The sequence below is a fragment of the Deinococcus budaensis genome (genome assembly GCF_014201885.1).
GTDB lineage: Bacteria > Deinococcota > Deinococci > Deinococcales > Deinococcaceae > Deinococcus > Deinococcus budaensis.
This window is the reverse complement of the sequence record NZ_JACHFN010000001.1, coordinates 559350-586189: the sequence shown is the minus strand read 5'-3', so window position 1 is coordinate 586189 and position 26840 is coordinate 559350. Positions and strand designations below refer to the sequence as shown.

At 72.4% G+C, this 26840-nt stretch carries 25 protein-coding genes; 14 read left to right on the top strand and 11 right to left on the bottom strand.

Features of this window, described 5'->3' with window-relative positions; all coding sequences use genetic code 11:
* A partial coding sequence (locus tag HNQ09_RS02800) for a PEGA domain-containing protein (RefSeq protein ID WP_184025071.1) occupies positions 1-339 on the top strand: 339 nt, incomplete at its 5' end.
* An 83-nt stretch (positions 340-422) separates the two neighbouring features.
* On the opposite strand, the gene HNQ09_RS02795 is transcribed toward HNQ09_RS02800, so the two are convergent.
* Positions 423-1007, bottom strand: a complete 585-nt coding sequence (locus HNQ09_RS02795) for an NUDIX hydrolase (protein ID WP_343057584.1) — start codon at positions 1005-1007, stop codon at positions 423-425.
* A complete protein-coding gene (locus HNQ09_RS02790; RefSeq protein ID WP_184025069.1) occupies positions 1004-1663 on the bottom strand; it encodes a MazG nucleotide pyrophosphohydrolase domain-containing protein in 660 nt (219 codons plus the stop codon). The genes HNQ09_RS02795 and HNQ09_RS02790 overlap by 4 nt, the downstream gene beginning before the upstream one ends.
* A 108-nt stretch (positions 1664-1771) precedes the next feature.
* Between HNQ09_RS02790 and HNQ09_RS02785 the strand changes: the two genes are divergently transcribed.
* A complete protein-coding gene (locus HNQ09_RS02785; protein ID WP_184025067.1) occupies positions 1772-2260 on the top strand; it encodes a hypothetical protein in 489 nt (162 codons plus the stop codon).
* Between the two features lie 46 nt (positions 2261-2306).
* Here the strand turns inward: HNQ09_RS02785 and HNQ09_RS02780 are convergent, their stop codons facing one another.
* On the bottom strand, positions 2307-4571 hold the full coding sequence (locus HNQ09_RS02780) for a putative bifunctional diguanylate cyclase/phosphodiesterase (protein WP_184025065.1): 2265 nt from the start codon (positions 4569-4571) through the stop codon (positions 2307-2309).
* A 174-nt stretch (positions 4572-4745) separates the two neighbouring features.
* Between HNQ09_RS02780 and HNQ09_RS02775 the strand changes: the two genes are divergently transcribed.
* The 5 genes from HNQ09_RS02775 to HNQ09_RS02755 all read left to right on the top strand — a co-directional run bounded on the left by HNQ09_RS02775 (position 4746) and on the right by HNQ09_RS02755 (position 11302).
* Positions 4746-5477 carry an SDR family oxidoreductase gene (locus HNQ09_RS02775; RefSeq protein ID WP_184025062.1) on the top strand — a complete coding sequence of 244 codons (732 nt, stop codon included), beginning with the start codon at positions 4746-4748 and terminating at the stop codon, positions 5475-5477.
* Positions 5478-5569: 92 nt separating this feature from the next.
* Entirely contained in the window at positions 5570-6001 is a 432-nt protein-coding gene (gene smpB / locus HNQ09_RS02770; RefSeq protein ID WP_184025059.1) for an SsrA-binding protein SmpB, read from the top strand.
* Positions 5998-7425: an N-acetylmuramoyl-L-alanine amidase gene (locus tag HNQ09_RS02765; protein WP_184025058.1), complete on the top strand. Its 1428-nt coding sequence runs from the start codon at positions 5998-6000 to the stop codon at positions 7423-7425. Before smpB ends, HNQ09_RS02765 begins: the two co-directional genes overlap by 4 nt.
* Positions 7422-7964, top strand: a complete 543-nt coding sequence (locus HNQ09_RS02760; RefSeq protein ID WP_184025056.1) for a GerMN domain-containing protein — start codon at positions 7422-7424, stop codon at positions 7962-7964. The genes HNQ09_RS02765 and HNQ09_RS02760 overlap by 4 nt, the downstream gene beginning before the upstream one ends.
* Positions 7965-8002: 38 nt before the next feature.
* Positions 8003-11302, top strand: coding sequence for an AAA family ATPase (locus tag HNQ09_RS02755; protein ID WP_184025054.1), 3300 nt, complete (start codon positions 8003-8005; stop codon positions 11300-11302).
* 8 nt (positions 11303-11310) lie between these two features.
* Here the strand turns inward: HNQ09_RS02755 and HNQ09_RS02750 are convergent, their stop codons facing one another.
* The 4 genes from HNQ09_RS02750 to HNQ09_RS02735 are packed head-to-tail and all read right to left on the bottom strand — an operon-like array spanning position 11311 to position 16281.
* Complete coding sequence (locus HNQ09_RS02750; protein WP_246363060.1) at positions 11311-11871, bottom strand: type I phosphoribosyltransferase; 561 nt, start codon at positions 11869-11871, stop codon at positions 11311-11313.
* Complete coding sequence (locus HNQ09_RS02745; protein WP_184025052.1) at positions 11868-12350, bottom strand: NUDIX domain-containing protein; 483 nt, start codon at positions 12348-12350, stop codon at positions 11868-11870. The genes HNQ09_RS02750 and HNQ09_RS02745 overlap by 4 nt, the downstream gene beginning before the upstream one ends.
* An 11-nt stretch (positions 12351-12361) precedes the next feature.
* Positions 12362-15085, bottom strand: a complete 2724-nt coding sequence (locus tag HNQ09_RS02740; RefSeq protein ID WP_184025049.1) for an AAA family ATPase — start codon at positions 15083-15085, stop codon at positions 12362-12364.
* Positions 15082-16281 (bottom strand): metallophosphoesterase family protein, encoded by a 1200-nt coding sequence (locus HNQ09_RS02735; RefSeq protein WP_184025047.1) that lies wholly within the window; start codon positions 16279-16281, stop codon positions 15082-15084. The genes HNQ09_RS02740 and HNQ09_RS02735 overlap by 4 nt, the downstream gene beginning before the upstream one ends.
* Positions 16282-16541: 260 nt before the next feature.
* On the opposite strand from HNQ09_RS02735, the gene HNQ09_RS19080 reads away from it, so the two are divergent.
* From HNQ09_RS19080 to HNQ09_RS02720, 4 genes are read left to right on the top strand one after another with little or no spacing between them, the layout of a single operon-like run.
* Positions 16542-16673: a hypothetical protein gene (locus tag HNQ09_RS19080; RefSeq protein WP_281378247.1), complete on the top strand. Its 132-nt coding sequence runs from the start codon at positions 16542-16544 to the stop codon at positions 16671-16673.
* Between the two features lie 39 nt (positions 16674-16712).
* Entirely contained in the window at positions 16713-18824 is a 2112-nt protein-coding gene (gene recD2, locus HNQ09_RS02730; RefSeq protein ID WP_184025045.1) for an SF1B family DNA helicase RecD2, read from the top strand.
* A gap of 39 nt (positions 18825-18863) precedes the next feature.
* Positions 18864-19106, top strand: a complete 243-nt coding sequence (locus tag HNQ09_RS02725; protein WP_184025043.1) for an AbrB/MazE/SpoVT family DNA-binding domain-containing protein — start codon at positions 18864-18866, stop codon at positions 19104-19106.
* Positions 19100-19450, top strand: coding sequence for a type II toxin-antitoxin system PemK/MazF family toxin (locus HNQ09_RS02720; protein WP_184025041.1), 351 nt, complete (start codon positions 19100-19102; stop codon positions 19448-19450). The genes HNQ09_RS02725 and HNQ09_RS02720 overlap by 7 nt, the downstream gene beginning before the upstream one ends.
* Before the next feature lie 13 nt (positions 19451-19463).
* Here HNQ09_RS02720 and HNQ09_RS02715 read toward each other — a convergent pair whose 3' ends face one another.
* Complete coding sequence (locus tag HNQ09_RS02715) at positions 19464-19937, bottom strand: hypothetical protein (RefSeq protein ID WP_184025039.1); 474 nt, start codon at positions 19935-19937, stop codon at positions 19464-19466.
* 105 nt (positions 19938-20042) lie between these two features.
* Here HNQ09_RS02715 and pyrG point away from each other — a divergent pair, with 105 nt between their 5' ends.
* Entirely contained in the window at positions 20043-21719 is a 1677-nt protein-coding gene (gene pyrG / locus HNQ09_RS02710) for a CTP synthase (RefSeq protein WP_184025037.1), read from the top strand.
* 22 nt (positions 21720-21741) lie between these two features.
* Here pyrG and coaE read toward each other — a convergent pair whose 3' ends face one another.
* Positions 21742-22395 (bottom strand): dephospho-CoA kinase, encoded by a 654-nt coding sequence (gene coaE, locus HNQ09_RS02705; RefSeq protein WP_184025035.1) that lies wholly within the window; start codon positions 22393-22395, stop codon positions 21742-21744.
* A 281-nt stretch (positions 22396-22676) separates the two neighbouring features.
* Here coaE and HNQ09_RS02700 point away from each other — a divergent pair, with 281 nt between their 5' ends.
* Both HNQ09_RS02700 and sodA read left to right on the top strand, forming a co-directional pair.
* Complete coding sequence (locus tag HNQ09_RS02700; protein ID WP_184025033.1) at positions 22677-23861, top strand: tetratricopeptide repeat protein; 1185 nt, start codon at positions 22677-22679, stop codon at positions 23859-23861.
* 205 nt (positions 23862-24066) lie between these two features.
* Positions 24067-24702 carry a superoxide dismutase [Mn] gene (sodA, locus tag HNQ09_RS02695; protein ID WP_184025031.1) on the top strand — a complete coding sequence of 212 codons (636 nt, stop codon included), beginning with the start codon at positions 24067-24069 and terminating at the stop codon, positions 24700-24702.
* Positions 24703-24767: 65 nt separating this feature from the next.
* Here the strand turns inward: sodA and HNQ09_RS02690 are convergent, their stop codons facing one another.
* Positions 24768-26261, bottom strand: coding sequence for a tripartite tricarboxylate transporter permease (locus HNQ09_RS02690; RefSeq protein WP_184025028.1), 1494 nt, complete (start codon positions 26259-26261; stop codon positions 24768-24770).
* Positions 26262-26789 carry a tripartite tricarboxylate transporter TctB family protein gene (locus tag HNQ09_RS02685; protein WP_184025026.1) on the bottom strand — a complete coding sequence of 176 codons (528 nt, stop codon included), beginning with the start codon at positions 26787-26789 and terminating at the stop codon, positions 26262-26264.
* Between the last annotated feature and the right edge of the window lie 51 nt (positions 26790-26840).

Here is a 26840-nt window from a genome sequence, read left to right as displayed (position 1 = left end):
TACCCGGTGCGGGTGCAGGCGCCCGGCTTCCGCGACTACACCACCACCATCACCGTCCGTGCCGGCGCCACCACCAACCTCAACGTCGAGTTCGCTCAGGCGGTCACGCCCGCTCCGGTCGTGAGCAACCAGTTCACCCTGGCGATCCGCAGCAGCGTGAACGGCGCGCGGGTGTTCGTGGACGGCCGTGAGGCCGGCACCATCCGCAACGGCGGCCTGAACGTGACCGTGGACCGTGGCGGCACCGAGGTCGTGCTGATCGCCCCCGGCTACCGCACCTTCGTGGGCACCTACAACGTGACCCGCAACGCCCAGATCACGATCAACCCCACCCGCTAAGGCCCGGTGTTCCAGCCTTCACCCCCACCCGCGACGGTGGGGGTGTCGCTGTGTCTGGCGGTGGGCCTGCCTGCCCGCGAGGCTCACGGCCCCTGCTCCAGCAGGTCGTGCAGCACCCGGGCCGTCATGCCCCAGATGTCGTGCCCGCGCCAGGGGTAGCGGTAGAGCGGCACCCGCTGGCCGTCCGGCAGCGCGCGCGTCTCGCGCAGGACGGTCAGGGCGCGCAGCTCGCCCAGGCTCGGGGTGAGGATCGCCGCGACCTCGCTGCTCAGGGCGAGGCGCGGCGCGGCGGGAAGGCGGGCCAGCACCGGCGTGACGTGAAAGCCGACCGGCGTGAACACGTCGTCGAGTTCTCCGAGAACGGTGACGCTTCCCGGATCGAGGCCCACCTCCTCCTCGGCCTCGCGCAGCGCCCCCTGCACCGGGGTCTCGCCCGCCTCCAGGCTGCCGCCGGGAAAGCTGATCTGGCCCCGGTGGGTGGGCAGCTCGGCCGAGCGCACCGTGAGCAGCACCCGGGGGTCCGGCTCGCGCGTCAGGGCGACCAGCACAGCGGCGCGGCGGTACTCGGGCAGATGCAGCGGCGTGCGGGTGCGGCCGCCCAGCCACACCGCCCAGGGGTCTTCCAGCACCGCGTCCAGGGGGTCGGGTTCGTGGCCTCCCGGGGTCACGCGCCCGCCTCCGCAGGGCCTCCTGGGGCCGTGGGGACGGGGTCCGGCAGGGCCGCGAGGGTGGCGTGGGTGCGGTCGCGCAGCGCCAGCTCGGGGTCCACTCCCGCCGCGCGTGCCCAGGCCACCACGGCGGCGAGCACGTCGGCCACGCCTGCGGCAGTGTCGGGCGCCGCGTGCAGGGCAGCTGCGACGGCCTCCCGCCCGGCCTGTTCCTGCCCGGCCAGCCGCTGCGTCTGGGTCTCGCGGGCCAGCGCGCCCAGCGCGGCGGGCACCCGTTCGGCGGCGCGGCGCGGCCGGCCGGCGCGCTCGGCCGCCTTGATCGCCTGCCAGTTGCGGACCACGTCGGCGCTGCCCTCCACCGTGACCGAGCCGAACACGTGCGGGTGGCGCCGCACCAGCTTGTCCACGATGCCGCGTTCGATGTCGGGGTAGCCGAAGGTGCCCACCTCCTCGGCGATCACCGCGTGAAAGGCCACCTGAAGCAGCACGTCGCCGAGTTCGTCGGCCAGCGCGGCGGGTCCCCCGGCCACGGCGTCCACCGCCTCGGCGGCTTCCTCCAGCAGGTAGGGGCGCAGCGACTCGTGGGTCTGCTCGCGGTCCCAGGGGCAGCCGTCCGGGGCGCGCAGGCGGCGCAGGGTGGTCAACAGGTCTTGCATACCCGCCATGCTAGGGCGCTTTGCCGGGGCGGCTGCGCCGCTTCCCCCCGCCTTCACGCTCACGCAGGATTCACCGTCCGTCAGGCGGCGTGTGATGCACTGTGCCGCATGCACAAAGTCCTGACCCCGCTGGCCCTTCCTCTGCTGCTTGCCGGAGCGGCGCTGCCCGGCCTGGCCCAGGCGGGCGCCCCGGCGGCCCAGAAGAACGCGGCCTGGAACGCCCAGACCCTGGCAAACGCCAAATACGTGATCCTGCCCGCGCGCATCGAGGGCAACGCGAACCTCGTGAGCGCCGAGCAGCGGGCCGGCATCCTGGGCGCGATGCAGCGCGACTCGGGAGGAGCGATCAAGCGCCGTTATCCGGGCGCGACCATCCTGACCGACCCGCAGACGCCCGGCGCGATCCGGGTCACGCCCATTCTGGTGGCGCCCGGGGCGCTGCTGCCCTGGGCCAAGCTCACTGCCCGGCTACACTTCGATCTCGCGGGCGGCCAGCGCGTGTCGGTGCAAGACCAGTTCGGGCTGATCACCCTCTGGCAGCATCAGGCCGAGGCCGCCAACTACCTCTACAACGAACTCGCCAAGAAGCTGCCCTGAGGGGGCGCGGTCCTGACCCCGGCCCCACCTCGGCCGGGGTGGGGTCTCAGCCTGGAGGCACCAGCGGAGCCTCCTGAAGTGCCAGCGCACGGGCCTGCTCGGCGGGCAGCGGGCGGCCGATGTGGTAGCCCTGGGCCAGCGTGTAGCCCAGCTCGCGCACCTGGGCGTAGTGCTCGGGGGTCTCGACGCCCTCGGCCACGGTGGCGAGGCCCAGGGTGCGCCCCAGCACGGCGACCATCCGGGCGAGTTCGGTCGCGGCCCCGTCCTGACCCAGGTTGGTGACGAACGAGCGGTCCACCTTCAGGTCGCTGATGGGAAACTCGCGCAGGTAGCCCAGCGAGGAGTAGCCGGTGCCGAAGTCGTCGAGCGCGAGCCGCAGGCCCAGGCCGCGCAACTCGCGCAGGGTCTGCGCGCTGGCCGCCGTGTCGCTCAGCAGCACGTTCTCGGTCAGCTCCAGCATCAGGCGCTCGGGGGCCAGGCCCGAAGCCTGCAGGGCCGACTGCACCTCCTGCACCACGTCGGGGGAGTGGAGGTGGGTGGCGGTCAGGTTGACCCCCAGGCTGACCGGGGGGCGCCCGGCGGGCTGCGGCCAGCTGGCCACCTCCGCGCAGGCCGCCCGCAGCACCCAGCGGTCGATGGCGACGATCAGGCCCGTCTCCTCGGCCAGCGGGATAAAGGCGCAGGGACCCAGCAGGCCGCGCGCCGGGTGCCGCCAGCGCACCAGGGCCTCGAAACCGCGCAGCTCTCCGCCTTGCAGTTCCACCAGCGGCTGGTAATGGATCTCGAAGCCCCCGCGCGCGATGGCGACGCGCAGGTCGGCTTCCAGTTCCAGGCGTTCGAGGACGCTGGCGTGCATGGCCGCGTCGAACAGCTGGGCGCGGCCCCGGTGGCGCGCCTTGGCGTGGTAGAGGGCCACGTCGGCGTTGCGCAGCAGCGTCTCGCTGTCCTGGGCGCCTGGCCCGCGCAGGGCGATGCCCACGCTCGCGCCCACCCGCAGCGCGCCCCCCGGCACCGGCACCGGGTCTTCCAGCGCTCCCAGCAGCCGCCCGGCGACCTCGCTCGCCTCGCCAGGGCCGTGCAGGTCCTCCAGCAGCAGGGCGAACTCGTCCCCGCCCAGCCGCGCCACCACGTCGCCCGGGCGCACGCACCCGCGCAGGCGCTCGCCCACCACCCGCAGCACCAGGTCGCCCGCCGCGTGGCCCAGGCTGTCGTTGATGGCCTTGAAGTTGTCGAAGTCCATCAGGATCACCGCCAGCGTGCGCCGGGGCGCCGCAGGCCCGGCCAGCGCCTGGCCCAGCCGTTCGTTGAACAGGCGGCGGTTGCCCAAGCCGGTCAGGGGGTCGTGCAGGGCGAGGTGGCGCAGATGGGCCGTGAGGCGTTGGCGTTCGCGCATCACGGCGCCCAGCAGCAGGCCCGCCAGCGTCACGGTGAGCAGCCCGAATTGCAGGGCCAGCCCGCCGCTGCGCTCCACGTCGCTCTCGCGGGTCAGCAGCGCCACGCCCACATTGAGCAGCAGCACTGCCACGACCGCCCGCCCGAAGCCGTGCCGGGCGGCGATCCACAGCAGCGGCACGAACAGCACGTAGCTGTAATCCAGGCTGGCGCTGCGCGGTCCCCCGTACCCCACCCACAGCGCCAGCCCGATCAGGGCCAGCTCGCCCAGCCCTTCCAGCCCGCGGCGCCAGCGCGCCCAGCGGCCAGCCTGCGCCGGAAAATCCTGCGGGTGCAGGTTCAGCCGCTGAAGCTCGTCGGGCAGCGGCGCCAACCGCGCCTGGGTCAGCGGGCGCAGCGCGAGCAAGAGGGGCGGCGCCAGCATCCCGACCCCGGTGGCGATTCCGGCCCACAGCTGAAGGGTATGCACCGGAGCCTTGCTCCAGGTCAGCAGGTCGCCCAGGGTCAGGTTGAGCACCTGAAGTGCCGCTGCGGCCAGCGGCGCCGCCAGCACGGCGACCCCCACGAAGAGGCCCACGTCGCGCAGCCGGGGCAGCCGCACATCCAGCTGCCAGACGCGCAGCAGCAGCGCGCAGGCCCCCGCGTGAACCAGCGCCGTGCCCACCACGAAGACCAGCAGCGGCAGGGGCGGCAGCGGTTCAGGCACCGTCAGCAACTGGTGCAGCAGCCCGCTCAGCAGCAGCAGCGGCCAGAACCGCAGCCCGAACGCCAGCAGCAGCACGTAATCCAGCGCCGTGGGCGGATACCACACCGAGATGCCGGGCGCGGTCTCGAAGCGCTGGGCGGCGGCGTCCAGCCCCCACCAGGCGGCCAGATACACGGCCGCGATGGTCAGGGGGGAACGCCAGGCGCGCGGCATAGGTCACCCTAAAACACTGGTCAGCCGCGTGCCACCGAAAACGCGCCCCGGTCGGCGTTCGGCCCCACGGCCCTCCGGGGACACGGGCCGGGGGCCGGTCGAGAGGGGAAAAGCCCGTTCATGCCCCCTTGAAGCAGGGCGGCCTGGCCTGCCCGCGCGTGTTAGCGTCGCCCCATGACCCACAGTGAGTCCCGCAATCCGGCGTCCGGCACCGGCAAGAGCGCCTTCGTGACCGGCGCGAGCAAGGGCATTGGCCTGGCCGTCGCGCAGGCGCTGGCCGGGGCGGGATATGCCGTCACGCTGACCAGCCGCACCCAGGCCGAGGTGGAGGCCGCCGCGCAGGGGATCGGTGGGCAGGCGCGCGGCGTGGTCTGCGACGTGCGCGACCCGCAGGCCCTCCAGAGGGCGGTGGACGCCCACGTGGACGCCTTTGGCGGCCTGGACGTGCTGTTCGTGAACGCGGGGCTGGGCCACTTCGCCAATGTGGAGGACCTGACCATTGAGCAGTGGCAGGAGGTCATCGACACCAACCTCAGCGGCGCCTTCTACACCGTGAAGGCGGGCCTTCCTGCGCTCAAGCGCCGGGGCGGGTACATCTTCACGCTCTCCAGCCTGGCGGGCACGAACCCCTTCGCGGGTGGCGGGGCCTACAACGCGAGCAAGTTCGGCCTCAACGGCCTCTCGGAGGTGCTGACCCTCGACCTGCGTCAGCACGGCATCAAGGTGACCCAGATCATGCCCGGCAGCGTGGCGACCTTTTTCAACGGGCACACGCCTGGCGAGCAGGACGCCTGGAAGATTCAGCCGGAAGATGTCGCCCAGCTCACCCTCGACCTGCTGGCGATGCCGGAGCGCACGCTCCCCAGCCGCATCGAGGTCCGGCCCAGCCGGCCGCCCACGAAATGACGGGCCAGCAATAGTTCCCCTTGATCCCCCCGCCGCGCGTCTGCTCCCGGGGGTTTTTGCCGTCCCCTTCCCGGGGCGGGACCCCTGCTAGAATGCGCCGCGTGTACACGAACCGCCGCGCACACTACGAATACGAGTTGCTGGAGCGCTTCGAGGCGGGCATCAGCCTCACCGGCAGCGAGGTCAAGAGTGTCCGGGCAGGTGGCGTGGACTTCCGGGACGCCTTTGCGCGCCTGACGAACGGCAACATTGATCTGGAGGGCCTCTACATTCCGACCTACACCCAGGCGACCTACAACAACCACGAACCCCGGCGCCCGCGCCGCTTGCTGCTGCACCGCGAGGAGATCGGCAAGCTGCGCCGGGCGCTGGAGCAAAAAGGCCTGACCCTGGTGCCCACCCGGATGTACCAGAAAGGCCGGGTCTTCAAGGTCGAACTGGCCCTGGCGCGCGGCAAGAAGTTGCACGACAAGCGCCGCGCCGAGGCCGAGAAGACCGTGCGCCGGGAGCTGCGCGAACTATGAGGCGCTGGAGGCTGGGGGGGAACCTCGGGGGCCGCCTGTCGCGTCCGCTGCTGCTGTCGGCCGCCCTGCTGGGGGCCGGACTGGCGGGCGCGCAGATCGCCTTTACCCGGCTGAACCTCGCCGGGCAGCAGGTGCAGAGCATCAACCTCTACGGGGCCGAGTACGCCAGCGAGACGGTGCTGGGCCGGGTGCTGGACATCACCCGCGAGGGGCCGGTCGTGCGGGTGGAGGGCTACGGCCACACCCTGCTGCTTCCCATCGACGAGGACCAGGAGCGGGCGACGACCTCCTTTAACACCGTGCAGCTGGGCACCGAGCGGGTCAAGGCCAGGGCGGCCACGCTGGTCAACGGCAACCTCTACCTGCCGCTCGATACGCTGGCGCGCGGGCTGGGCGCACGCTACGAGGCCGGGAACTTCCGGGTGGTGCCCGCCACCCTCCAGGGGGTCAGCAGCCGCGCGGGCCAGAGCAGTGACCGCCTGGTGCTCGACCTGACCCGCGACGTGGCGGTCAGCGACGAGCTGCGTGGCACCACCGTCACCGTGACCCTGAAAGGCGTGCAGGGCGACGCGCGGCGCTACACCACCCGGGGCGCTTTCGTGCCGCGCGCGCAGGTGGTCCGCAAGGGAGAGGACCTCCAGCTGAGCTTTACCCTGCCGCCCGGCAGCGGTTACCGGGTCTACCGGGTGGTGCGGCCCGGCGGCGCGCGGCTGGTCGTGGACGCGGGACCCGGCGTGCCCTACGCCAGCCCGGCGCTGCTGGAACGCATCTCGCGTCCCCTGATCGTGCTTGACCCCGCCCGCGTGACCGGCCCCGGCGTCAAGGATCTGGGCCGCGACGTGACCCTGGACGTGGCCCGCCGCGCCGCCGAGCTGCTCAGCCAGGCAGGCTGGCAGGTGCGGGTCACCCGCGACGAGGGGACCGCGCTGGGCCTCAACCAGAAGCTCACGCTGGCGCGGCGCAGCGACGTGTATCTGGCGCTCGACCTGGGCCGTTTTCCCGGCACCGAGCGCGGCGGCGTGACCGTCTACGAGCCGACCGGACGCTCGACTGCCCAGATCGTGAACGCGGTGCGCGGCGGGGCGACGGCCCCCTACCTCGACCTCGCGGTGGGGGGAGCGGGCGGGACCCGGCGCCTCAGCGAGCTGCTGCGCGGGGAGCTGCGCGGCGGCGGCGTGACGGCCAAGGCCGACACCGTGAGCCGCGCCTACACCCTGGGTGAGGCGGCGCAGGCCGCGCTGCTGCTGGAACTCGGCTGGGTGGGCAACGCCGAGGACCGCGCCAAGCTGGGCGTGGACGACCGCCTGCAGGCGATGGCGGTCGCGGTGGCCCGCTCGGTCGCCACCTACCTGACCGCCCGCGCGACGAACGCGGGCCGCGCGGCCCCGGCGTCCACGCCTGCCCCGGCAGGAGGCCGCCAGTGAAGCGGGTCTTTTCGCTGTTCAACGTGGTCAGCGCCGCGCTGCTGGGGGCCGCCGCCTACGCCTACCAGGAGGTGCAGCGCCCCCTCGAGACGCCCGCCGCGCCCCGGCTGGAGTTGCAGGAGCGGCGTCCGGTCAAGGTGAAGGTGTATTTCAGCGACGCGCAGGTGCAGACCATGAGACCCGAGACGCGCACCGTGCAGGTGACCCAGGACACCCCGGTCGCGCTCGCGCAGGCGGCGCTGAACGTCTGGGCCAAGGGGCCGCAGACCTCCGGCTCGCTGCCGGTGGTGCCGGGGGGCAAGGAGGCGCCCAACGTCTGGCGGCGCGGCACCCACCACTACGTCAACCTGCCCGCCGACTACCTCACGCTGCGCTACGGCACCAGCGGCGAGCGGATGCTGATCTGCACCCTGACCCGCACCCTGCTCGAAGGCGGAGGCCAGGACGTGACCTTCCTGGTGGACGGCCGCAACGTGGAGACGCTGTGGCACCTCGACCTGCGCGAGCCGTACCGGGCGCAGGACTGCGCGGACCAGTGACGCCCGGCGTGCGCGCCCGCCCCGGCGCCTGAGCTTCCATGCTGCGCAGCATCACCCTGCAAGGCTTCAAGAGTTTCGCGGACCGCACCCGCCTGGAGTTCGGCCCCGGCGTCAGCGCCGTGATCGGCCCGAACGGCAGTGGCAAGAGCAACGTGGTCGAGGCGCTGCGCTGGGCCACCCACGGAGCGAGGGCGCGCGAGCTGCGGGCCGGGCGCGGCACCGAGCTGATCTTTCACGGCAGCGGGGGCAAAGCGCCGCTGGGGCTGGCCGAGGTGCAACTCGAGTTGCAGACTCCGGAAGGCCGCGTCAACCTGGCCCGCCGGGTCTACCGCGACGGCACCGGCGAGCAGGACCTGGGGGGGCGCCCCGTCCGCGCCCGCGACGTGCAGTCGGCCCTGCGCGGCACCGGGCTGGGGCCGGGAGGCCTGGCCGTGATCGGGCAGGGCGAGGTCAGCGGCGTCGTGCAGGCCGAGGGCCGCACCCTGCTGGGGTACGTGCAGGAGGCGGCGGGCCTCTCCCGCGCGGTGTCCGCCCGTCAGGAGACCGAAGCCCGGCTGCGTGAGGCCGCCGGGCACCTGGATCAGCTGCGGCTGGTGCAGGGCGAACGCGCCGCCGGGGTGGAGCGGCTGGCGCAGGCCGCCCAGGACGCCCGCGTCTGGCGTGACCTGACGGCCCGCACCCTGACCCTGGAAGACGCCCTGCGGCGCGAGCGGCAGCTTGCCCTGGGCCGCGAGATCGCGGGCGCGCGCGCCGAGGTGGAGACCCTCGACCGCCGCAGCGCCGACCTCGCCGCCGAGGTGCAGGTCGCTGCTGCCCGGGTCGAGGCCGCCCGCGAGGCTGTGGGCGACGCCCGCGCCCGCGCCGAGGCCCATGCCGGGGCGCTCGACGCCCTGCGCGCGGCCCGCGACGCGCACGCGCAGGCGGGGCGCTACGCCGATCATCTGCGCGCCGAGGCGGGGCGCCTGCACGCCGAACTCGCCGCCCTGCCGCAGACCCCGCCCGCCGGGGCCGCTCCCGACCTGCCCGCGCTGGAAGCCGCCGCCCTCGCCGCCCGCCAGGAGGCCGAGGCCGCCGAGCGCCGCGCCCGCAGCCTGGACGCCGACCTCACCCGCGCCCGTGCCCAGGCTGCCCTCGCCGCCGAAGCCGCCGCCCGGGTGGACGCCAGCCGCGAGACGCTGGAAGGCGAACTGGGGCGCGCCCAGGGCAACCTGGAGACGGCGCTCGAGGCGCTGGCCGCCGCCCGCGAACGCCTGGAAGCCGCCGCCCACGCCCGGCAGCAGGCCGAGGCCGGATACGCGGCCCTGACCGACCAACGCGCCGGGGCGCAGGCCCACGAGCGTCACCTTTCCGCCGAACTCGGGCGCCTGAAGGCCAGCGTGGCCCCGCTGCGCCGCGAGCGCGAGCGGCTGGAGGGCACGCTGAACTCCTACGCCCGCTACGGCGAGGGCGCCCGCAACGCCCTGCGCCTCGACCATCCCGGCATCGTCGGTTCGGTCGCGGACCTGCTCACGGTGCCCGCCGAGTACGAGACCGCCGTCACCGCCGCGCTGGGCCGCCGTCTGGAGCAGATCGTGGTGCAGGGCGGCGAGGACGCCCGCTTGATCATCGAGGAGCTGAAGCGCTCGGGGGGCCGGGCGACCTTCCTGCCCCTCGACCTGATCCGCGCCCGGCCCCGCCGCGACGGGGCGCTGCTGCGCGAGCCGGGTGTGATCGGCAACCTCGCGGACCTGTGCCCCACCGATCCGCCGCTGGTGGGCGAGGCGATCCTGGCCGACACCTTGATCGTGCAGGACCTGCGCGCCGCCAACCGCCTCGCCCGCACCTACCCCAACCGCCCGCGCCTGGTCACGCTGGACGGCGAACTGCTCGAAGCCGGGGGCGCGATCACGGGCGGACGCCTGCGCGACAGCGGCGTGAGCGTGCTGGCCGACCAGCGCCGCTCTCAGGAACTGGACGCCGAACTGGAGGAGGTCGAGCGCCAGGGCGCCCGCCTGGAGGCCGAGCTGGGGCGGGTGCAAGCGACCCTCTCCGGCGACTCGGAGGAGCACGGCGCCCTGCTCGCCGCCCGCGAACGCGCCGCCCGCGAGGAGCGTGAGGCCGAGCGGCGCGTGACCGAACTGGACGCCCAGGCCCGCAGCCTGACGGCCCACCGCGACCGCCTGCTCGCCCGCGTGAATGCCGAGACGCCCACTGCTGCTCCTGAAGCTTCCGCCGCCGACCCCGCCGAGCTGGAAGCCGCGCTGCTGGCCGCCCGCCAGGCGGCGGAGGCCGGGCGCGCGGGGGAGCGCGCGGCCCTGGAAACCCTGGCCCTGGCCCGCGAACTCGACGCTGCCTGGCGGGCCTTCCGGGGTGCCCGCGCCCGCGCCGCCGACCTGCGCGCACGCCTGGCCGCCAATGCCGAGGCCGCCGCTGCCCAGACCGCCCACCTGAGGGGCGCCGCTGCCGAGGTCGCCCGCCGCGAGACTGCGCTGGGCACCCTCGACGAACACGAGCTGTCCCGTGCCGAGAAAGAACGCGGCGCGGCGGCCGGTGCCTACACCTCGCTGATCGGAGAGCAGAACAAGGTCCGTGCCCGGCTCGAAGACCTGCGCCTGCTGATCGCCCGCCGCGAGGGCAGCCAGGAACCCCTCCCCGACGGGTGCAGCCCCCCCGGTGCTCCCCGCGAGTGGACCGCCGAGCTGACCCGCGCCCGCGCGGAGCTGGAGCGCCTGGGGCCGGTGAATGCCCGCGCCGAGGCCGACCATGCCGCTGCCCAGGCCGAGCTGGAGGCTCTCAGCGCCGAACTGGGTGACGCCGAGGCCGCCGCCACCGAGCTGCGCGCCCACCTGACCGAGCTGGAAAGCGCCGAGGGGGTCGCCACCCGCGCAGCGTTCGAGCGGGTGAACGGGGCCTTCCGCGAGTATTCCGCCGAGCTGCTGGGCGGCCAGGGCGACCTCGAACCCGAGCATGACGAGGCCGGGCGCCTGACCGGGCTGCGCCTCGCCGTGCAGCCCCGGGGCAAGCGCACCCGCTCCATGACCCTGCTCAGCGCGGGCGAGCGCACGATGGCGGGCCTGGGGTTCCTCTTTGCCCTCAACCACGCGGGCGGGGAAGGGGGGGCCGGGGGCCTGCCCCTCGCGGTGCTCGACGAGGTGGACGCGCCCCTCGACGAGGCGAACATCCGCCGCTTCACCGCCTTTCTGGAACGCTTCAGCGCCCGGGGCGCCCAGTTCCTCCTGGTCACCCACCAGAAAGCCACGATGGAGGTCGCCCACGCGCTGTGGGGCGTGACCACCGACGCCTCCGGCGCCAGCCGCGTGCTGAGCATCCGCCAGGCCGAGGAGGCGGTGGGGCGATAAGCCTGCGGTTATTCCCGGATGGCCTGAAAGTCCAGAGACCGCCCTGCCTCACAGAGCGGACAGCTCGCCGCCGGAAACGTCCGGAACGGCGCGTCCATCAGCGTCGCCAGCCGCTCGCCCTCCAGGCCCGTGCGGCTGAGCCAGGCGCTCACGCCCAGGACCGTGTGCCCCCCGCGCCGCAGAAAGGCCAGGACCGCGCGGGCATCCGTCCCCGTGCAGATCAGGTCGTCCACGGAGACGGCGCGCTCGCCGGGGCGGGGGACGTGCATCCGGTGCCAGCCGGGGTCCGGCCCGGTCAGGACGTAGGCCACGGGCAGCCCGAGGTGCCGCGCCACGAAGGACGCGAGCACCGCCCCACAGGCCGGGGCGCCGACCAGCAGCGTCGCGTCCGGAAAGTCGGCGTGCAGGCTGGCGGCCTGGGCCGCCGCCACCCGGTCCAGCGTGGCCGGGTCGCGCGCCACTTCGCCCTTCTCGATCCAGCCGTCTGCGTGCAGGCCGTTGCGAAAGAGGGTGTGCCCCCGCCGCAGCGCGCCGCGTTCGGCCAGCAGAGCCGGGAGGTTCAGGCTCATCCCTGCTCCCGGAAAGCCGTGTCGAGGGCCAGCGCCCCCGCCAGCAGCGCCTGCCCGATAGGCCCCACGCCCCAGGGGAGGAAGCGGGTGACCTCCGCCGGGAGCACCCCGACGCGGTGCTGCGTCTCGTGCCTGGGCTGAAAGGGGAGCAGCCGGACCCGCGCCCAGGCGCGCAGCTGGAAGTACGGCTGCGGGGTCAACCCCTCGACCTGCACGGCGCCCAGCAGGCGGCAGTGCCCCATCTCGGCGCACGCCTCCTCCGCGACCTCGCGCCGGAGGGTCTGCTCCCAGCCTTCCCCGGCCTCCGGTTTGCCTCCGGGCAGGCTCCAGCTCGCCCCGTCCTGCGAGACGAGGACGATCCTGGCCCTCTCGTCCAGGCACAGGCCGCTGACCTGCCTGACCGCCTCGGCGGCACCGGGCCGGTACCCTGGCAGCCACGTCAGCACGGCAGGGCGGCCCTCCCAGGTCGTCCGCTCCACAGCCTCCACCCTCAGCCGTCCAGCCGCTGCACGCTGCTTCCCGCCACGCTCTTGGTCACGATCAACCGGCTGGGCAGCCTCTCGGAGAGGCTCTCGACGTGGGTCACCACGCCGACCATGCGCCCCTGGGTCCGCAGGTTCTCCAGCGCGCCCGCGACCGCCTCCAGGGCCTGCGGGTCCAGGGTGCCGAAGCCCTCGTCGAGAAAGAGGGCGCCCAGGATCTTGTTCCCGGCGAGGTAGTCGCTCAGGGCGATGGCGAGCGAGAGGCTGGCGAGGAACGTCTCGCCGCCCGACAGGGTCTTGACCGCCCGCGACTCGCCCGCGTTCCAGAGGTCCTGCACGGCGTATTCGCCGTCTTCCAGCGCCAGGCGGTAGCGCCCGTCGGAGATGTCGTAGAGCAGGGTGCCCGCGCCGGTCAGGAGCTGCGCCTCGACCTCGGTAAGCAGGTAGCTCTGAAACTCGTTGGCGCGCAGGGTGTTGGTCAGGGTCTGCCAGGTGTCCAGGCGGGCGGCCAGGTCCTTCGCCTGCGCCTCGATTTCGCCCCGCCGTACCAGGCGCCCCCGCGCGCTGCGTTCCTGCTCGGCCAGGCTCCCGGCCCGCTCGCGCGCGGTGCCCAGCGCCGCGTCGGTGGCGGTGAGGTCGCGCTCGGCCTGCCGGAGGTTGGCCGGGTCGAAGGGTTCGACCCCCAGTTGGCGCTCCAGCTCCGCGAGCTGGGCGCGGAGTTGCTCGACCTGCGCGGCGTGGGTGCGGGCGGCGGCCTCCAGCGCGGCGATGTCGGCCTCGGGGAGCGCGGCGGCGCGGGCCTGGGCGGCGTCCAGCCCCAGCCCGGCCAGGGCGGCTGCCAGCGCGTCTTGCGCCTCGCGGTCGCGGCCCTGTGCCGCGTTCTGGGCCGCCGAGAGCGTGGCCTGGGCGGCGGCGTGGGCACTCCCCGCGCGGGCCAGCGCCGCTTGCGCCCCCGTCAGCCGGGTGCGGACGGCCCCCACCTCGGCCAGCACCCGCGCTCGCTCGCGGGCCGGGTCGGCACCCGCCGCGCGCACCCGCGCCGCCAGCCCGGCAAGCAGGCGCAGCGCCGTGTCTTGCGGGTCGCCCGTGACATGGCTTTCAAGCACGCGCAGGTCGGCCTCGCGCTGGCGCAGCGCCTCCTCCCAGTCGGCGAGTTCGGCGCGGCGGGCCTCGACCGACTTTTTCAGGGTCGCCAGCTCCAGCCCGATCTCCTTGTAACGCAAGCGGCGGCCTTCCAGCGCGGCTTGCAGGGCGGTGGCCCGCGTCTCCAGCGCCGCGAGGTCCACCCCCGACCCCTGCGGCAGCGTCTCCACCGGCTGCTCGCACAGCGGGCACGGCTCGCCCACATGCAGGTGGGCGCGGTAGGCCGAGAGGCCCGCTTCCAGCCGCGCCGCCGCCAGTTCGGTTTGGGCGCGGTCGAAGTCGGCCTTGGCGCTCTTGCCCTCGCGCTCGACCCGGACCTGCTCGGCCTTCAGCGCCTCGTGCTGCGCCTGCTCGGTGGTCTGGCGCTCGCGGCCCGCCTCCAGCGCGGTCTTCTGTGCTTCCAGCTGCACCCGCTCCTGGCGCAGTTTCTCGAGCTTCTGCGCGCCTTCGCGGGCCTCGGCGTGGGCGTCCTCGTCCCAGGGCAGGGGAGAGGGGTGGGAGGTCTGCCCGGTGCCCCCCGCGCGGCGCAGGCGGGCCGCGTCGGCCTCGGCCTCGCGCAGGGTCTCGGCGCGGGCCTCGAGGTCGGGAATCCGCGCCTCGGCAAGCTGGGCGGCCTCCAGGGTGGCCGTGGCCGCGTCGAGGGCCTGTCTGGCCCGCGCTTCGGCACCCGCCGCCCGGTCGCGCTCGCCCGCCTCCCGTCCCGCCGCGATGCGGGCCCGCTCGGCCGCGTCGAGCAGCGGCAAGGCGCCCGCCACCCGCCTGGCCTGCGCGGCCCGATCGGCACCCGCCCGCACGCCCTCCGCGCGGGCCTCCAGGTTGGTCAGCCGCCGGGCAGTGTCCTCCCGGGCAGTCCAGACCGCTTCCAGCGCCCGCAGGCGGCTCACCTGCCCTTGCAGGCGCTCGCGGGTGTCCACCAGCCGCTCGGCCTCGGCGCTCGCAGCCTCGCGTTCGGCGCGCAGGGCCCTGACTGCTTCCGGCGTCACCCCCGCGTATTCGCCCTCCAGCAGCGCGTGCAGGCTGCCCAGCGTGTGCTTGAACTCGCGCGCCCGCTCGCCCGCAAAAGCGTGCATGGCCCGGACGTGTTCCAGGCCCATCAGCTCGCCCAGCAGCGCCTGGCGCTCCTTGCCGGTGCCGTGCAGCAGCCGGGCGAACTCGCCCTGCGGCAGCAGCACGCTGCGCGCGAAGGTCTTGAAATCCAGCCCCACCGCGCGGCGGATGCGGTCGTTGACGGCCTTGGTGCCGCCGTCGCTGAGGCCCACCCAGCGCCCCTCTTCCCGGCGCTCCAGCCGCACCTCGTTCTCGGCCTGGCGGCGGCCCTTGGAGCGCGCGACCCGGTAGGTCTCGGCCCCGACCTCGAAGGTCAGGCTGACCGCCAACCCGCGCTCGCCCTGCGAGATCAGGGCGTCCAGGCCCGTGGCGCCCAGCCGGGGGGTGTGCCCGTACAGCGCAAACGTCATCGCGTCGAGCAGGCTGCTCTTGCCGCTGCCGGTCGGCCCGACCAGCGCGAACAGTTCGAGGTCCGAGAAATCCAGCGTGGTGTGCTGCCGGAAGGCGGTGAAGCCCTGCACCTCCAGATGAAGCGGCCTCACGCGCCCACCCCCTCGCCGAGCGTGGCCTCCTCGCCCCGCGCGGCCTCGTCCGCCTCGCGGAAGGCCGCGCGCAGGTCGCCCGGCAACTCGCCCCGCCGCTCCTGGTGAAACCGCTCGTACAGCTCGGTCAGGCTGAGGCCCTCGCGCCGCAGCTCGGGCAGCGCGAGGTCTTCTTGCACCGCGTCGAGTTCGACGGCCAGCGTGTTGGGCACCATCCGCAGCACCCGGTCTTTCAGGCCCGGCAGCGCGGTCCCCGAGGGCGCGCGCACGACGACCTTCACCAGCCCGGCAAACCCGTTCAGCGCCGCGAGCCGCGCGTCCACGTTGTCCAGCGTCACCCGCACCGTCCGCAGCTCGCGCCCGCTGGCGAGCGGGATGGGGGTCACGCGGGCGGGGCGCCCCGGCTCCACCTCCACCAGATTGACCTGCTTTTTCTCGCCCGCCTCCCCGAAATCGAGCTGGATGACTGAGCCGGGATAGTGCGCCAGCGGCATCTCCGAGGCCTGCTGCGGCTTGTGGACGTGGCCCAGCGCCACATACTGCGCGGCGGAGGGCAGTTGCAGCGGCGAGAGCGTGTAGGCGTTGAGCAGGTCGAACTGCATGGTGCGCTCCGAGCCGCTGGGCACCGCGCCGTCCATCGTGGCGTGGGCCATCAGCATGTTCACGCCCCCGGGCCGGAAGCCCTCGGCGACCTTGCGCAGAAAAAAGCCCATCCCTTCGCGGTACTTCTGCCGCCACGCGCCCACGTCGCCGCCCAGCAGGTCGGCGGCCTTCACCAGCCGCCGCTCGGACAGGAAGGGCAGCGCGCCCACCGTCAGCGTCTCCCCGCGCTTCGTCTCCACCGTGCGGATCAGGTCCAGGGGATTGGCGGTGGGCTGGGCCACCAGTTGCACGCCCACCCAGCCCAGCAGCCCCGCCAGCCCGTGCAGCCGCGCGGCCGAGTCGTGGTTCCCCGCGATCACGACCGCCGGGATGCCCGCGTCGCGCAGCCGCAGGAAAAAATCGAAGACGGTCGCCTCGGCCTCGGCCGACGGGTTCACGGTGTCGAACAGGTCGCCGGACACCAGCACCGCGTCTACCCCCTCGCTGCGGGCCAGGGCCGCGATCTCGGTCAGCGCCCCCTGAACCTCCGGGGTCCGGTCGAAGCCGCGCAGATTCCGCCCGGCGTGGAAATCGGCGGTATGAAGTACGCGCATGACGGAAAATTTAGCATGGGGTGGAGGTCTGCGCCGTTGTTTTCGGTGCCCAGGCGTGCAGAGCGGCTGCCAAGGGGAGCAACGCCCGGACCAGGCGAGTTTCAGGCGCAGGTCGCCATTCGATGTGGGAAGCACAGAGACGTAGACGATTCGTCGGCTCTCAAGTGGCGCGCCTGATTTCATTTGTCGAACGGCTGAATAAAAATACAGGAGGGACGCTTGTCATAGCTTGGCCATTCGGTTCATGAAAAACTGCGTTCATGTACAGCAACGACCTCGATCTCGTGACCAAGAGCCGCCTGCACTCCGGGCTGGACCAGCCGCACGCCGGGCAGCGGCTTCCGCGCTGGGTGCGGCGTCTGGCGCGGCTGACCCGGCGCGCGCGGCGCTGAAGCCTCTTTTCCGCACGGCCCCGGCGCTATCCTCTCGGGGTGACCGCCGCCCCTCCCACCGAGCCGATTCGCGTTTCCGGCGGCGTCAACCGCGTCCGTTTCCGTGCCGACAGCGGCTTTACCGTGATGACCGCCCGATTGCGCAACAGTGAGGGCGAGGACCCCGACGCCACCGTGATCGGGGTGATGCCACCGCTGGAAGCCGGGGACACCTTCAGCGCCGACGTGCTGATGGAAGAACACCGCGAGTACGGCTACCAGTACCGGGTGCTGAACATGGTGCTCGAGGCCCAGCCCACCGACCTGACGGAGGCCGGAATCGCCGCCTACCTCGAAGCCCGGGTGGGCGGGGTGGGCAAGGTGCTGGCCGGGCGCATCGCCAAGATGTTCGGCCCCGCGACCTTCGACGTGCTGGAGGGGGACCCCGAAAAGCTCCTGCAAGTGCCGGGCGTGACCGCCTCGACCCTGCACAAGATGACTGCCAGCTGGAGCCAGCAGGGGCTGGAACGCCGATTGCTCGCGGGCCTTCAGGGTCTGGGCCTGAGCATCTCGCAGGCGCAGCGGGCGGTGAAGCACTTCGGGGAAGCGGCGCTGGAACGTCTCACCGCTGACCTCTTCGCGCTGACCGAGGTCGAGGGCATCGGCTTTCTGACCGCCGACAAGCTCTGGCAGACGGCGGGCGGCGCGCAGGACGACCCCCGGCGCCTGACCGCCGCCGCCGTGTACGCCCTCCAGCAGGCCGCGCAGCAGGGCGGGCACAGTTTCTTGCCGCGCGCGCGGGCCGAGCGCGGGGTGGCCCACTACACCCGCGTCTCGGCCGAGGGGGCCAGGCTGGCGGTCGAAACGGCGGTGGAACTCGGCCGCCTCGCCGACGACCCCACCCTGGACGGCACTTCACGCATCTACCTGCCCCACGTCCTGCGCGCCGAGAAAAAGCTCGCCACCTTGATCCGCACCCTGCTGGCCACCCCGCCCGCCGGGGATGAGTGGATGGTGCCTGCCGGGGCCGCCCGGGGCCTCTCGGACGAGCAGGCCAGCATTCTGAGCCTGCTGGAAGACCACCGCCTCGTCGTGCTGACCGGCGGCCCCGGCACCGGCAAAAGCACGACCACCCGCGCGGTGGCGGACCTCGCGGAAAAACTCGGGTTGGAGGTCGGCCTCTGCGCGCCCACCGGCAAGGCGGCCCGGCGGCTGGGCGAGGTCACCGGCCGCACGGCGAGCACCATTCACCGCCTGCTGGGCTACGGCCCGGCGGGCTTCCGGCACAACCACCTCGAACCCGCCCCCTACGACCTGCTGATCGTGGACGAGGTCAGCATGTGCGGCGACGCGCTGATGCTCTCGCTGCTCGCCGCCGTGCCGCCGGGGGCGCGGGTGCTGCTGGTGGGCGACACCGACCAGCTTCCGCCGGTGGACGCCGGGCTGCCCCTGCACGCGATCACCGAGGCCGCGCCCACCGTCCGCCTGACCACCGTCTACCGCCAGGCCGCCGAGAACCCGATCATCCGCGCGGCGCACGGGTTGCTGCACGGCAGCGCGCCGGAATGGGGCGACCCCCGCCTGAACCTGACCGAAACGGACCCCGACGGAGGCGCCCGCCGGGTGGCCCTGATGGTCCGTGAACTCGGCGGGCCGGGGCAGGTGCAGGTGCTCACGCCCATGCGCAAGGGGCCGCTGGGGGTGGACATGCTCAACGGGCACCTTCAGGCCCTCTTCAACCCCGGTGAGGGCGGCCTCCGCATCGGCGACGGCGAGGCCCGCCCCGGCGACGTGGTCGTGCAGACGAAGAACGACTATGGCAACGAGGTCTTCAACGGCACGCTGGGCACGGTCCTGAAAGCCGAGGGCGGGCGCCTGACGGTGGATTTCGACGGCAACATCGTCGAGCTGGCCGGAGCCGAGCTGTTCAACGTGCAGCTGGGGTACGCGCTGACCGTTCACCGCGCGCAGGGCAGCGAGTGGCCCACCGTCCTCGGCGTGCTGCACGAGGCGCATATGCCGATGCTCTCGCGCAATCTGGTCTACACGGCCCTGACCCGCGCCCGCGAGCGCTTCTACGCGGCGGGGTCGGCCTCGGCCTGGGTCAAGGCGGCGGGCCGCCAGCGCGAGGAGCGCAACACGGCGCTGCTGGAGCGGGTGCGGGGGCGGTAGGGGACCGATGTCTACTCCTTGTAGATACGGGGAGGCGCCATGAAGGGACAGATTCAGAAGTGGGGCAACAGCCTGGCGCTGCGGATTCCCCGGGGAATCGCCGAAGAGGCTGGGCTGGGGCAGCGTACGGCGGTGGAAATGCGCGTGGAGGGAGGCCAGATCGTCATCACCCCTCTGCGTCCTGCCCGCTACCAGTTGGATGAGTTGCTGGCAGGCATCCGGCCGGGGCAGCTTCACGGGGAGACCGACTGGGGCGAAGCCCAGGGACAGGAGGAGTGGTAGGCGAGCCGACCTATGTCCCAGAACGCGGGCATCTGGTCTGGCTGACCTTCACGCCCCACGCCGGGCACGAGCAGGGGGGACGGCGCCCGGCGCTGGTCCTGACGCCCGCGAGCTACAACGGCCTGACCGGGCTGATGATCGCCGCGCCCGTTATCAGCCGGATCAAGGGCTACCCCTTTGAGGTGGCCCTGCTGGAAGGAGGAGCGGTGCGCGGCGTCGTCCTCAGAGATCATGCGCGCAGCCTGGACTGGCGGGCGCGGCGGGCCGAGTTCGTGATGGCCGTGCCGGAAGCGGTGCTGGAGGAGGCTGGGGGGAAGCTGGCGGCCCTGCTGCAACTGAGCTGAGGTTGCGGGAGAGTCAGCATGTCCGGGTGATGCCGCCCGAGCTGGCGATGAAGCAGGGGCGCTCGCGCATATTCTCCGAGCACACCAGCACAGGCTTGCTCAACAAGGCTGAGATTCGCACGACGAAGTGGGTCAGTCTGGTCGCCAGCTCCGCGCTGTGGATGTCCTGAGGGTGGAGGTCAAGCTCGATTTCTTCCGGGATGAAGAAGTGACAGTTGAGCTTGAGGCCGTCCGAATCGAGCGTGAGCAGGCAGCGGGACGCCTCATCGCTACGGCTGAAAATATCCTCGGTCCGCAGGGGAAGGGGCCTGCGCTCGTCGCCCAGCTCGAAGTCCCTGTACTCGTAGGGCAGGAACCCGGTCCGAAGCTCGTCCAGAAGCCGTTGCCAGTCTTCCAGTGACGTGTTCGGCACGTACAGGTCCACGAGTGACCCGTCAGGCTCGAAGATCTCCGGAAAGGCGGCGAGCGTGAGGTCGTGGGAGGCCATCAGGGCCAGCGTACCTGCCCCCGTGCTATCCTCTAATCCCGGAGGCCGAGCGCCCCGGCTTTTCTTTTTGGCCCCTCGTGTGGGGTCAGGCGCTCGCGGTCAAGCATGAAATACATCTTCGTGACGGGCGGCGTGGTCAGCAGCCTCGGCAAGGGCGTGGCAAGTGCGTCCCTGGGGGCGCTGCTGCGGGCGCGCGGGTACAAGGTCACGGCGGTCAAGATCGACCCCTACATCAACATCGACGCGGGGACCATGCGCCCCTACGAGCACGGCGAGGTCTTCGTGACCGCCTCGGGCGCCGAGACCGACCTCGACATCGGCAACTACGAGCGCTTCCTCGACCTCGACATTCCGGCGGGCAGCAACATCACGACCGGGCAGGTGTACCTGGAGGTCATCCGCAAGGAGCGGGCCGGGGACTACCTGTCGCAGACGGTGCAGGTCATTCCGCACGTCACCGACGAGATCAAGCGCCGCATCCGCGCGGCGGGCGAGAACGCGGGCGCGGAGATCGTCCTGATCGAGGTGGGCGGCACGGTGGGCGACATCGAGTCGCTGCCCTTCCTCGAAGCGATCCGGCAGTTCCGCTTCGACGAGGGCGACGAGAACGTGCTGTTCCTGCACCTCACGCTGGTGCCGTACCTGGGCACCTCCAACGAGTTCAAGACCAAGCCCACCCAGCACTCGGTCGCCACCCTCAGAAGCGTGGGCATCAGCCCCGACATCGTGATGGTGCGCTCCAAGGAAAAGCTGCCGCCCGAGATCACCCGCAAGATCGCGCTGTTCACCTCGGTACGCGAGAACCGGGTCTTTTCCTCCTACGACGTCTCGCACGTCTACGAGGTGCCGCTGGCACTGGAGGAGCAGGGGCTGGGCAAGGCGGTCGAGGACCTGCTCGCTCTGGAGCGCACCCACCCCAACCTGGGCGTGTGGCAAAACGCGGTGCGGACCATCAAGCAGCCGCGCCACGAGGTCACCATCGCGCTGGCGGGCAAGTACACCGAGATGCCCGACGCCTACCTCAGCCTGCTCGAATCGCTGACCCACGCCGGCATCGCCAACGACGCCCGGGTGAACATCAAGTGGGTGAACGCCGAGGAGCTGGCGGGGGGCGAGGGGGAAGAGGGAGACCTCGAAGCGCAACTGGGGGGCGCCGACGGCATCCTGGTGCCGGGCGGCTTCGGCATCCGGGGCATCGAGGGCAAGATTAGGGCCGCCGAGTACGCCCGCACGCGCGGGGTACCGTACCTGGGCATCTGCCTGGGGATGCAGATCGCGGTGATCGAGTACGCCCGCCACCGGGCCGGGCTGGAAGGGGCCAACTCGGCCGAGTTCGACCCCTACGCGCCGCACAAGGTCATCGACCTGATGCCCGAGCAGCTGGAGGTCGCCGGGATGGGCGGCACCATGCGCCTGGGCGACTGGCCGATGGACCTGCGGGCCGGAACCCGAATTGCCGAGTTGTACGGCGTGCCGCAGGGAGGCACCGTGCGCGAACGTCATCGCCACCGCTACGAGGTCAACCCCGCCTACGTGGGGCAGCTTCAGGAGGCAGGTCTGGTGATCAGCGGCGTGACGCCCGGCGTGGAGGGGCGCGGCGCGGGGCTGGTCGAGAGCATCGAGATTCCCGGCCACCCCTTCTTCGTGGCCTTGCAGGCCCACCCCGAGTTCAAGAGCCGCCCGATGCGCCCCAGCCCGCCCTTCGCGGGCTTCGTGGCAGCGGCACTGGCCAGCCGCCAGCAGTCAGCCGCCAGCAGCGCGCCCGAGGTGGCCGGAGCGTAAGGCAAGGTTTTGCGACAAAGCCTCAGCTTTTGCTGGGGCTTTTCTCTTGCTGGTTGCTGGCCGTTGGAAGCTGAATGCCCAGCGCCGTCAGGGCCGCGTCCACCTGCGCTTCCAGGGCGTCCAGGCTCCCGCCATTGTCTAGCACGAAGGCCGCGCGCCTGCGCTTCTCCCCGGCGGGCAGCTGCTGGGCGTCCCTGGCGCGCACTTCCTCCTCGCTCAGGCCGGAGCGGGCCATGACGCGGCCCACCCGCACGTCCAGCGGCGCGTCCACGACCAGCACGGCGTCCATCACGCGGTCCAGGCCGCCCTCGAACAGCAGGGGCACGTCCTGAACCACCCAGGCCTCGCCGCGCCCGGCCGCCGCCTGCTCGTGCGCGAGCATCCGCGCCCGCACGCGCGGGTGGGTGATCGCGTTCAGGACGGCCAGCCGCGCCGGGTCTCCGAAAGCCGCTGCCGCCAGGGCCGCGCGGTCGAGTTCGCCCCCCTGCACCACGCCGGGAAAGGCCGCCTCGATCTCGGCCAGCACTGCCGGATCGCGGGTCACCTCGCGCGCCTCGGCGTCGGCGTCGAGCACCGTCAGCCCGCGCGCGCGCAGCAGCCCGGCCACCGTGCTTTTGCCCGCGCCGATGCTGCCGGTCAGGCCCAGGCGGCGCGGTGGGGGAGAAGGGGAGGTCATGCCCCGGAGTCTAGAGCCGCCGGGAACACGTCCCAGCAGGGGTGCCCGGCAGCGCTCCGGTGAGGCCCGGCGCAGCGGCGCGTCAGAAGGCGGTCAAGCCTCCCGGCTACCCTGACCCCGATGCCCGCCTTCCCAACCCGCCGAGCTGTTTTTGCGCTCTCACACGGACTTCACCCCGCTTCTGGGGCCGCCGCCTATGCTGGGCGCGTGACCGGCTTTGCGCCTGACCTCGGCTTGCGCCCCCTCCTGCGCGGTGTTAGCCTCACCCCGGAGGTTTCTGAGTGAATCGACGTACCCTCGGCCTGCTGCTCGCGGCCGCCATCCTGACCGGCGCCGCCGCGCAGACGCAGACGCCGCCAGCGGCGCCCGCCACCGCTCAGCCTGCCGCGCCCGCCGCCGTTCCCACCACCCCACCTCCGGCCATCCCCCGTCCCGCCGCCAACTACGTGGCGTTGGGCAACTTCTACTACGGCGACGGCAAGTTCGATCAGGCGTATGTGGCGTTTCGCGCCGCCGCCGAGATCGACGGCAAGAACAGCGACGCCCTGCTGGGCCTGGGCCGCTCGCAGGTCAAGCTGCGGCTTTACGCCCCGGCCATCGAGACGCTGCGCCGCCTGACCACCCAGGACGCCCGCAACCTCAGCGGCCACCTCGCGCTGGCGCAGGCCTACCAGCAGCAGTTCGTGGGGGCCAGCGACCGGGCCAGCGTGACCCCCAACCTCACCGAAGCGCTGCGGGTCCTGACCCAGGCCGAGGCCATCGCCCAGGCCAGCCCCGAGGGTGAGCGCAACCTCAACCTCAGCAAGGTCTTCAACGAGCGCGGCAACGTGTACCGCCTTCAGGGCGACGCGGCGCGGGCCATCGAGGCTTTCCGGCAGGCCAGCGCCCTGAACCCCGAAAACGGGCTGATCCTCTTTAACCTGGGGGACATCTACTACGCGACCGGCAACCTGGTGGCGGCCCTCAGCAGCCTTCAGCAGGCCGTGATCGCCGACCCCCGCGACGCCTACAACCGCGCGTACTACGCCAAGCTGCTCGCGCTGAGCGGCAACACCGCCGCCGCCAAGCCCGAAGCCGCCCAGGCCGCGCGTCTGGCGCCCGGCAACGCCTACGCGGTCGGCCAGTACGGCGTGGTGAGCTACCTCTCCAAGGACGCGGCGACCGCCCGCACCCAGCTCGCGCAGGCGGTGCGGCTCGAACCGCTGCGCTACCCCGAGTTCTACTACTACCTGGGGCGCCTCGACCTCGACGGCGGCGACCTCAGGGCGGCCCGCGAGAACCTGACGCGCGCCGCCGCGCTGGGCAGCACCACCGCCGAGTACGCCTACTACCTGGGCCTCAGCTACGAGCGCGGCGCCGGAACCGTGGCCCCCGACCGCCTCAAGGCCCGCGACAACTACGAGCGCGCCTTGAAACTCAGCCCCAGTTTCGTCCTGGCGCGCGAGGGCTTGAGCCGCGTCCGCTGACCTCTCCGTTTCAGGAGCGGCTCTTTCCCGGGGGGGAGGGGCCGCATTTTCGGTCCAGGCCCCCTCCTCTCAACGTTCCCTAAAGCCGCACTGGCCGCCTGCGTCCCATCAGGGACGGGTAAGCTGAAGCTCACTGCCGCGTCCCGGTCCCCGGTGGGCTGGCTGCCGGGGACGCGGGTGAACCGGCCCGAAAGGAGCACCACACATGGCTTACCAACTGCCCCCCCTGCCCTACGCCTACGACGCCCTCGAACCCCACATTGACGGGCGCACGATGGAGATTCACCACACCAAGCACCACCAGACCTACATCGACAACGCGAACAAGGCGCTCGAAGGCAGCGAGATGGCGGACCTGCCCGCCGAGCAGCTCATCGCGCAGCTCGACCGGGTGCCTGCCGACAAGAAGAACGCGCTGCGCAACAACGCGGGCGGCCACGCCAACCACAGCCTCTTCTGGACCGTGATGCGCGGCGGCCAGAGCGGGAACAATGGGCCGAGCGGCGAACTCGCGCAGGCGATCAACGAAGCCTTCGGCTCGCTCGACGCCTTCAAGGAGAAGTTCGAGGACGCCGCCAAGACCCGCTTCGGGTCGGGCTGGGCCTGGCTGGTCGTGCAGGGCGGACAGCTCGCGGTCGTCTCGACCGCCAACCAGGACAACCCGCTGATGGGCGAGAGCGTCGCCGGGGTCAGCGGTACGCCGATCCTGGGTGTGGACGTGTGGGAACACGCCTACTACCTCAACTACCAGAACAAGCGCCCCGACTACCTCAAGGCCTTCTGGAACGTGGTGAACTGGGACGAGGTGGCCCGGCGCTACCTCGAAGCCAAAGCGCAGTAAGCAGAACTCCAGAAAAGGCCGCTCCCCGCGTAGATGGCGGGGAGCGGCCTTTTCTGGATTGAGGGTCAGGCGTGCGGACGGGCGGCGCGGGCCTTGAGCACGGCGGGCACGATCAACGCCAGCGCCACCAGCACCAGCAGGAAGGCCGTCAGCGGCTGCCGGGCGAAGATGCTGAAATCCCCGTTGCTCTGTTGCAGGGCCGTGCGGAACTGCGCCTCGGCGGTCGGCCCCAGCACCACGCCGATGATCGCGGGCGTGACCGGGAAGGCGAAGCGGCGCATCCCGTAGCCGATCACCCCAAACAGGGCGAGCAGCAGCAGGTCGAAGACGCTGTTGTTCAGCGAGTACACGCCGACGGTCGAGAAGACCAGGATGCCCGCGTACAGGAAGGGGCGCGGGATCCGCAGCAACCGCGCCCACACCGGCGCCAGCGGCAGGTTCAGCGCCAGCAGCATCACGTTCCCGATATAGAGCGAGGCGATCAGGCCCCAGACCAGCTCGGGGCTGGTGACGAAGAGCAGCGGGCCGGGTTGCAGCCCGTAGCCCTGGAAGGCGGCGAGCAGGATCGCGGCGGTCGCGCTGGTGGGCAGCCCCAGCGTGAGCAGCGGCACCAGCACCCCGGCGGCCGCCGCGTTGTTGGCCGCCTCCGGCCCGGCGACGCCCTCGATGGCGCCCTTGCCGAACTCCTCCGGGTGCCGGGTCAGGCGCCGTTCCAGGCTGTAACTCAGGAAGGTCGGCACCTCCGCGCCGCCCGCCGGAATGGCGCCGAAGGGAAAACCCAGCGCCGTGCCGCGCAGCCAGGGCTTCCAGCTGCGGCGCCAGTCCGCGCGGTTCATGTGGGCGCCCTCCGCCAGCGGGATCACGTCGGCGGCCCCCTTGCGGTAGCGGCTCGCCACGTACAGCGTCTCTCCGATGGCAAAGAGGCCGATCACCACCGTCACGAACTCGATCCCGTCGAGCAGTTCGGGGCGGCCCAGGGTGAAACGCGCCTGCCCGCTCTGGAGGTCGGTGCCGATCAGCCCGATCCCGAGGCCGAAAAAGAGGCTGATCAGCCCCCGCAGCGGACTGCCGCCGAACGTCGCGCTGACCGTGACAAAGGCGAGCAAGATCAGCGCGAACTTGGCCGCCGGGGTGATCTGCACCGCGAGGTCGGCCAGGGCGGGCGCGGCGAAGGTCAAGAGCAGCGTGCCCAGCGTCCCCGCCACAAAGGAGCCGATGGCGGCGGTCGCCAGCGCGGCTGAGGCGCGGCCCCGGCGGGCCATCTTGTTGCCCTCCAGCGCGGTGATGATCGAACTCGACTCGCCGGGGGTGTTCAGCAGGATAGAGGTGGTCGAGCCGCCGAACATCCCGCCGTAGTAGATGCCCGCGAACATGATGAAAGCGCTCACGGGCGGCAGTTGCGCCGTGACCGGTAGCAGCAGCGCGACCGTCAGCGCCGGGCCGATGCCGGGCAGCACGCCCACCAGCGTACCCAGCGTCACACCGACGAGTGCCCACAGCAGGTTCAGGGGCGTGAGGGCCGTCTCGAAGCCCACGAACAGGGCGGTCAGGGCCTCCATCTAGAGCACGCCTCTCAAGACGCCCGGCGGCAGGGTCAGGCCCAGCCCGCGCGTGAAGACCTCGTAGGTGAGGACGGCCAGCCCCAGGGCCACGCCCAGCAGCAGCCCCCAGCGCCGCTCGCCCAGCGCGAAGGCCACGCTGACGTACATGATCGCGGTGCCCAGCACGAAGCCCAGGCTGGGCAGCAACAGGGCGCCCAGCAAAAAGCCGCCCAGGATCACGCCCGGCGCCGCGAGGTTGACAGGCGCGTCCGGGTCGGCGTCCTCCTCGGCGGCGGGTTCGGCCCGGTCGCCGCGCAGCACGCCCAGGGTGAGCAGCGCCCCCAGTGCGGTCAGGCCGCCCCCCACGATCAGCGGGAAGACGCGGGGGCCGACCACCGCGTTGATGCCGAAGGGAATCTGGAAGCTGCCCAGGAGCAGCGCCGCGCCCAGCGAGGTGACGCCCAGCGCGACGAGCAGGTCGGGCAGACTGACGCCGCGCTGCTGGGCTGGAGCTGGAGAGGAGGAAAGAGATGGATCAGCAGGCATGGCAGAACTCCTTGCGGGGAAGACGAACAAACAGAAGCGGGGCGGCCTTCC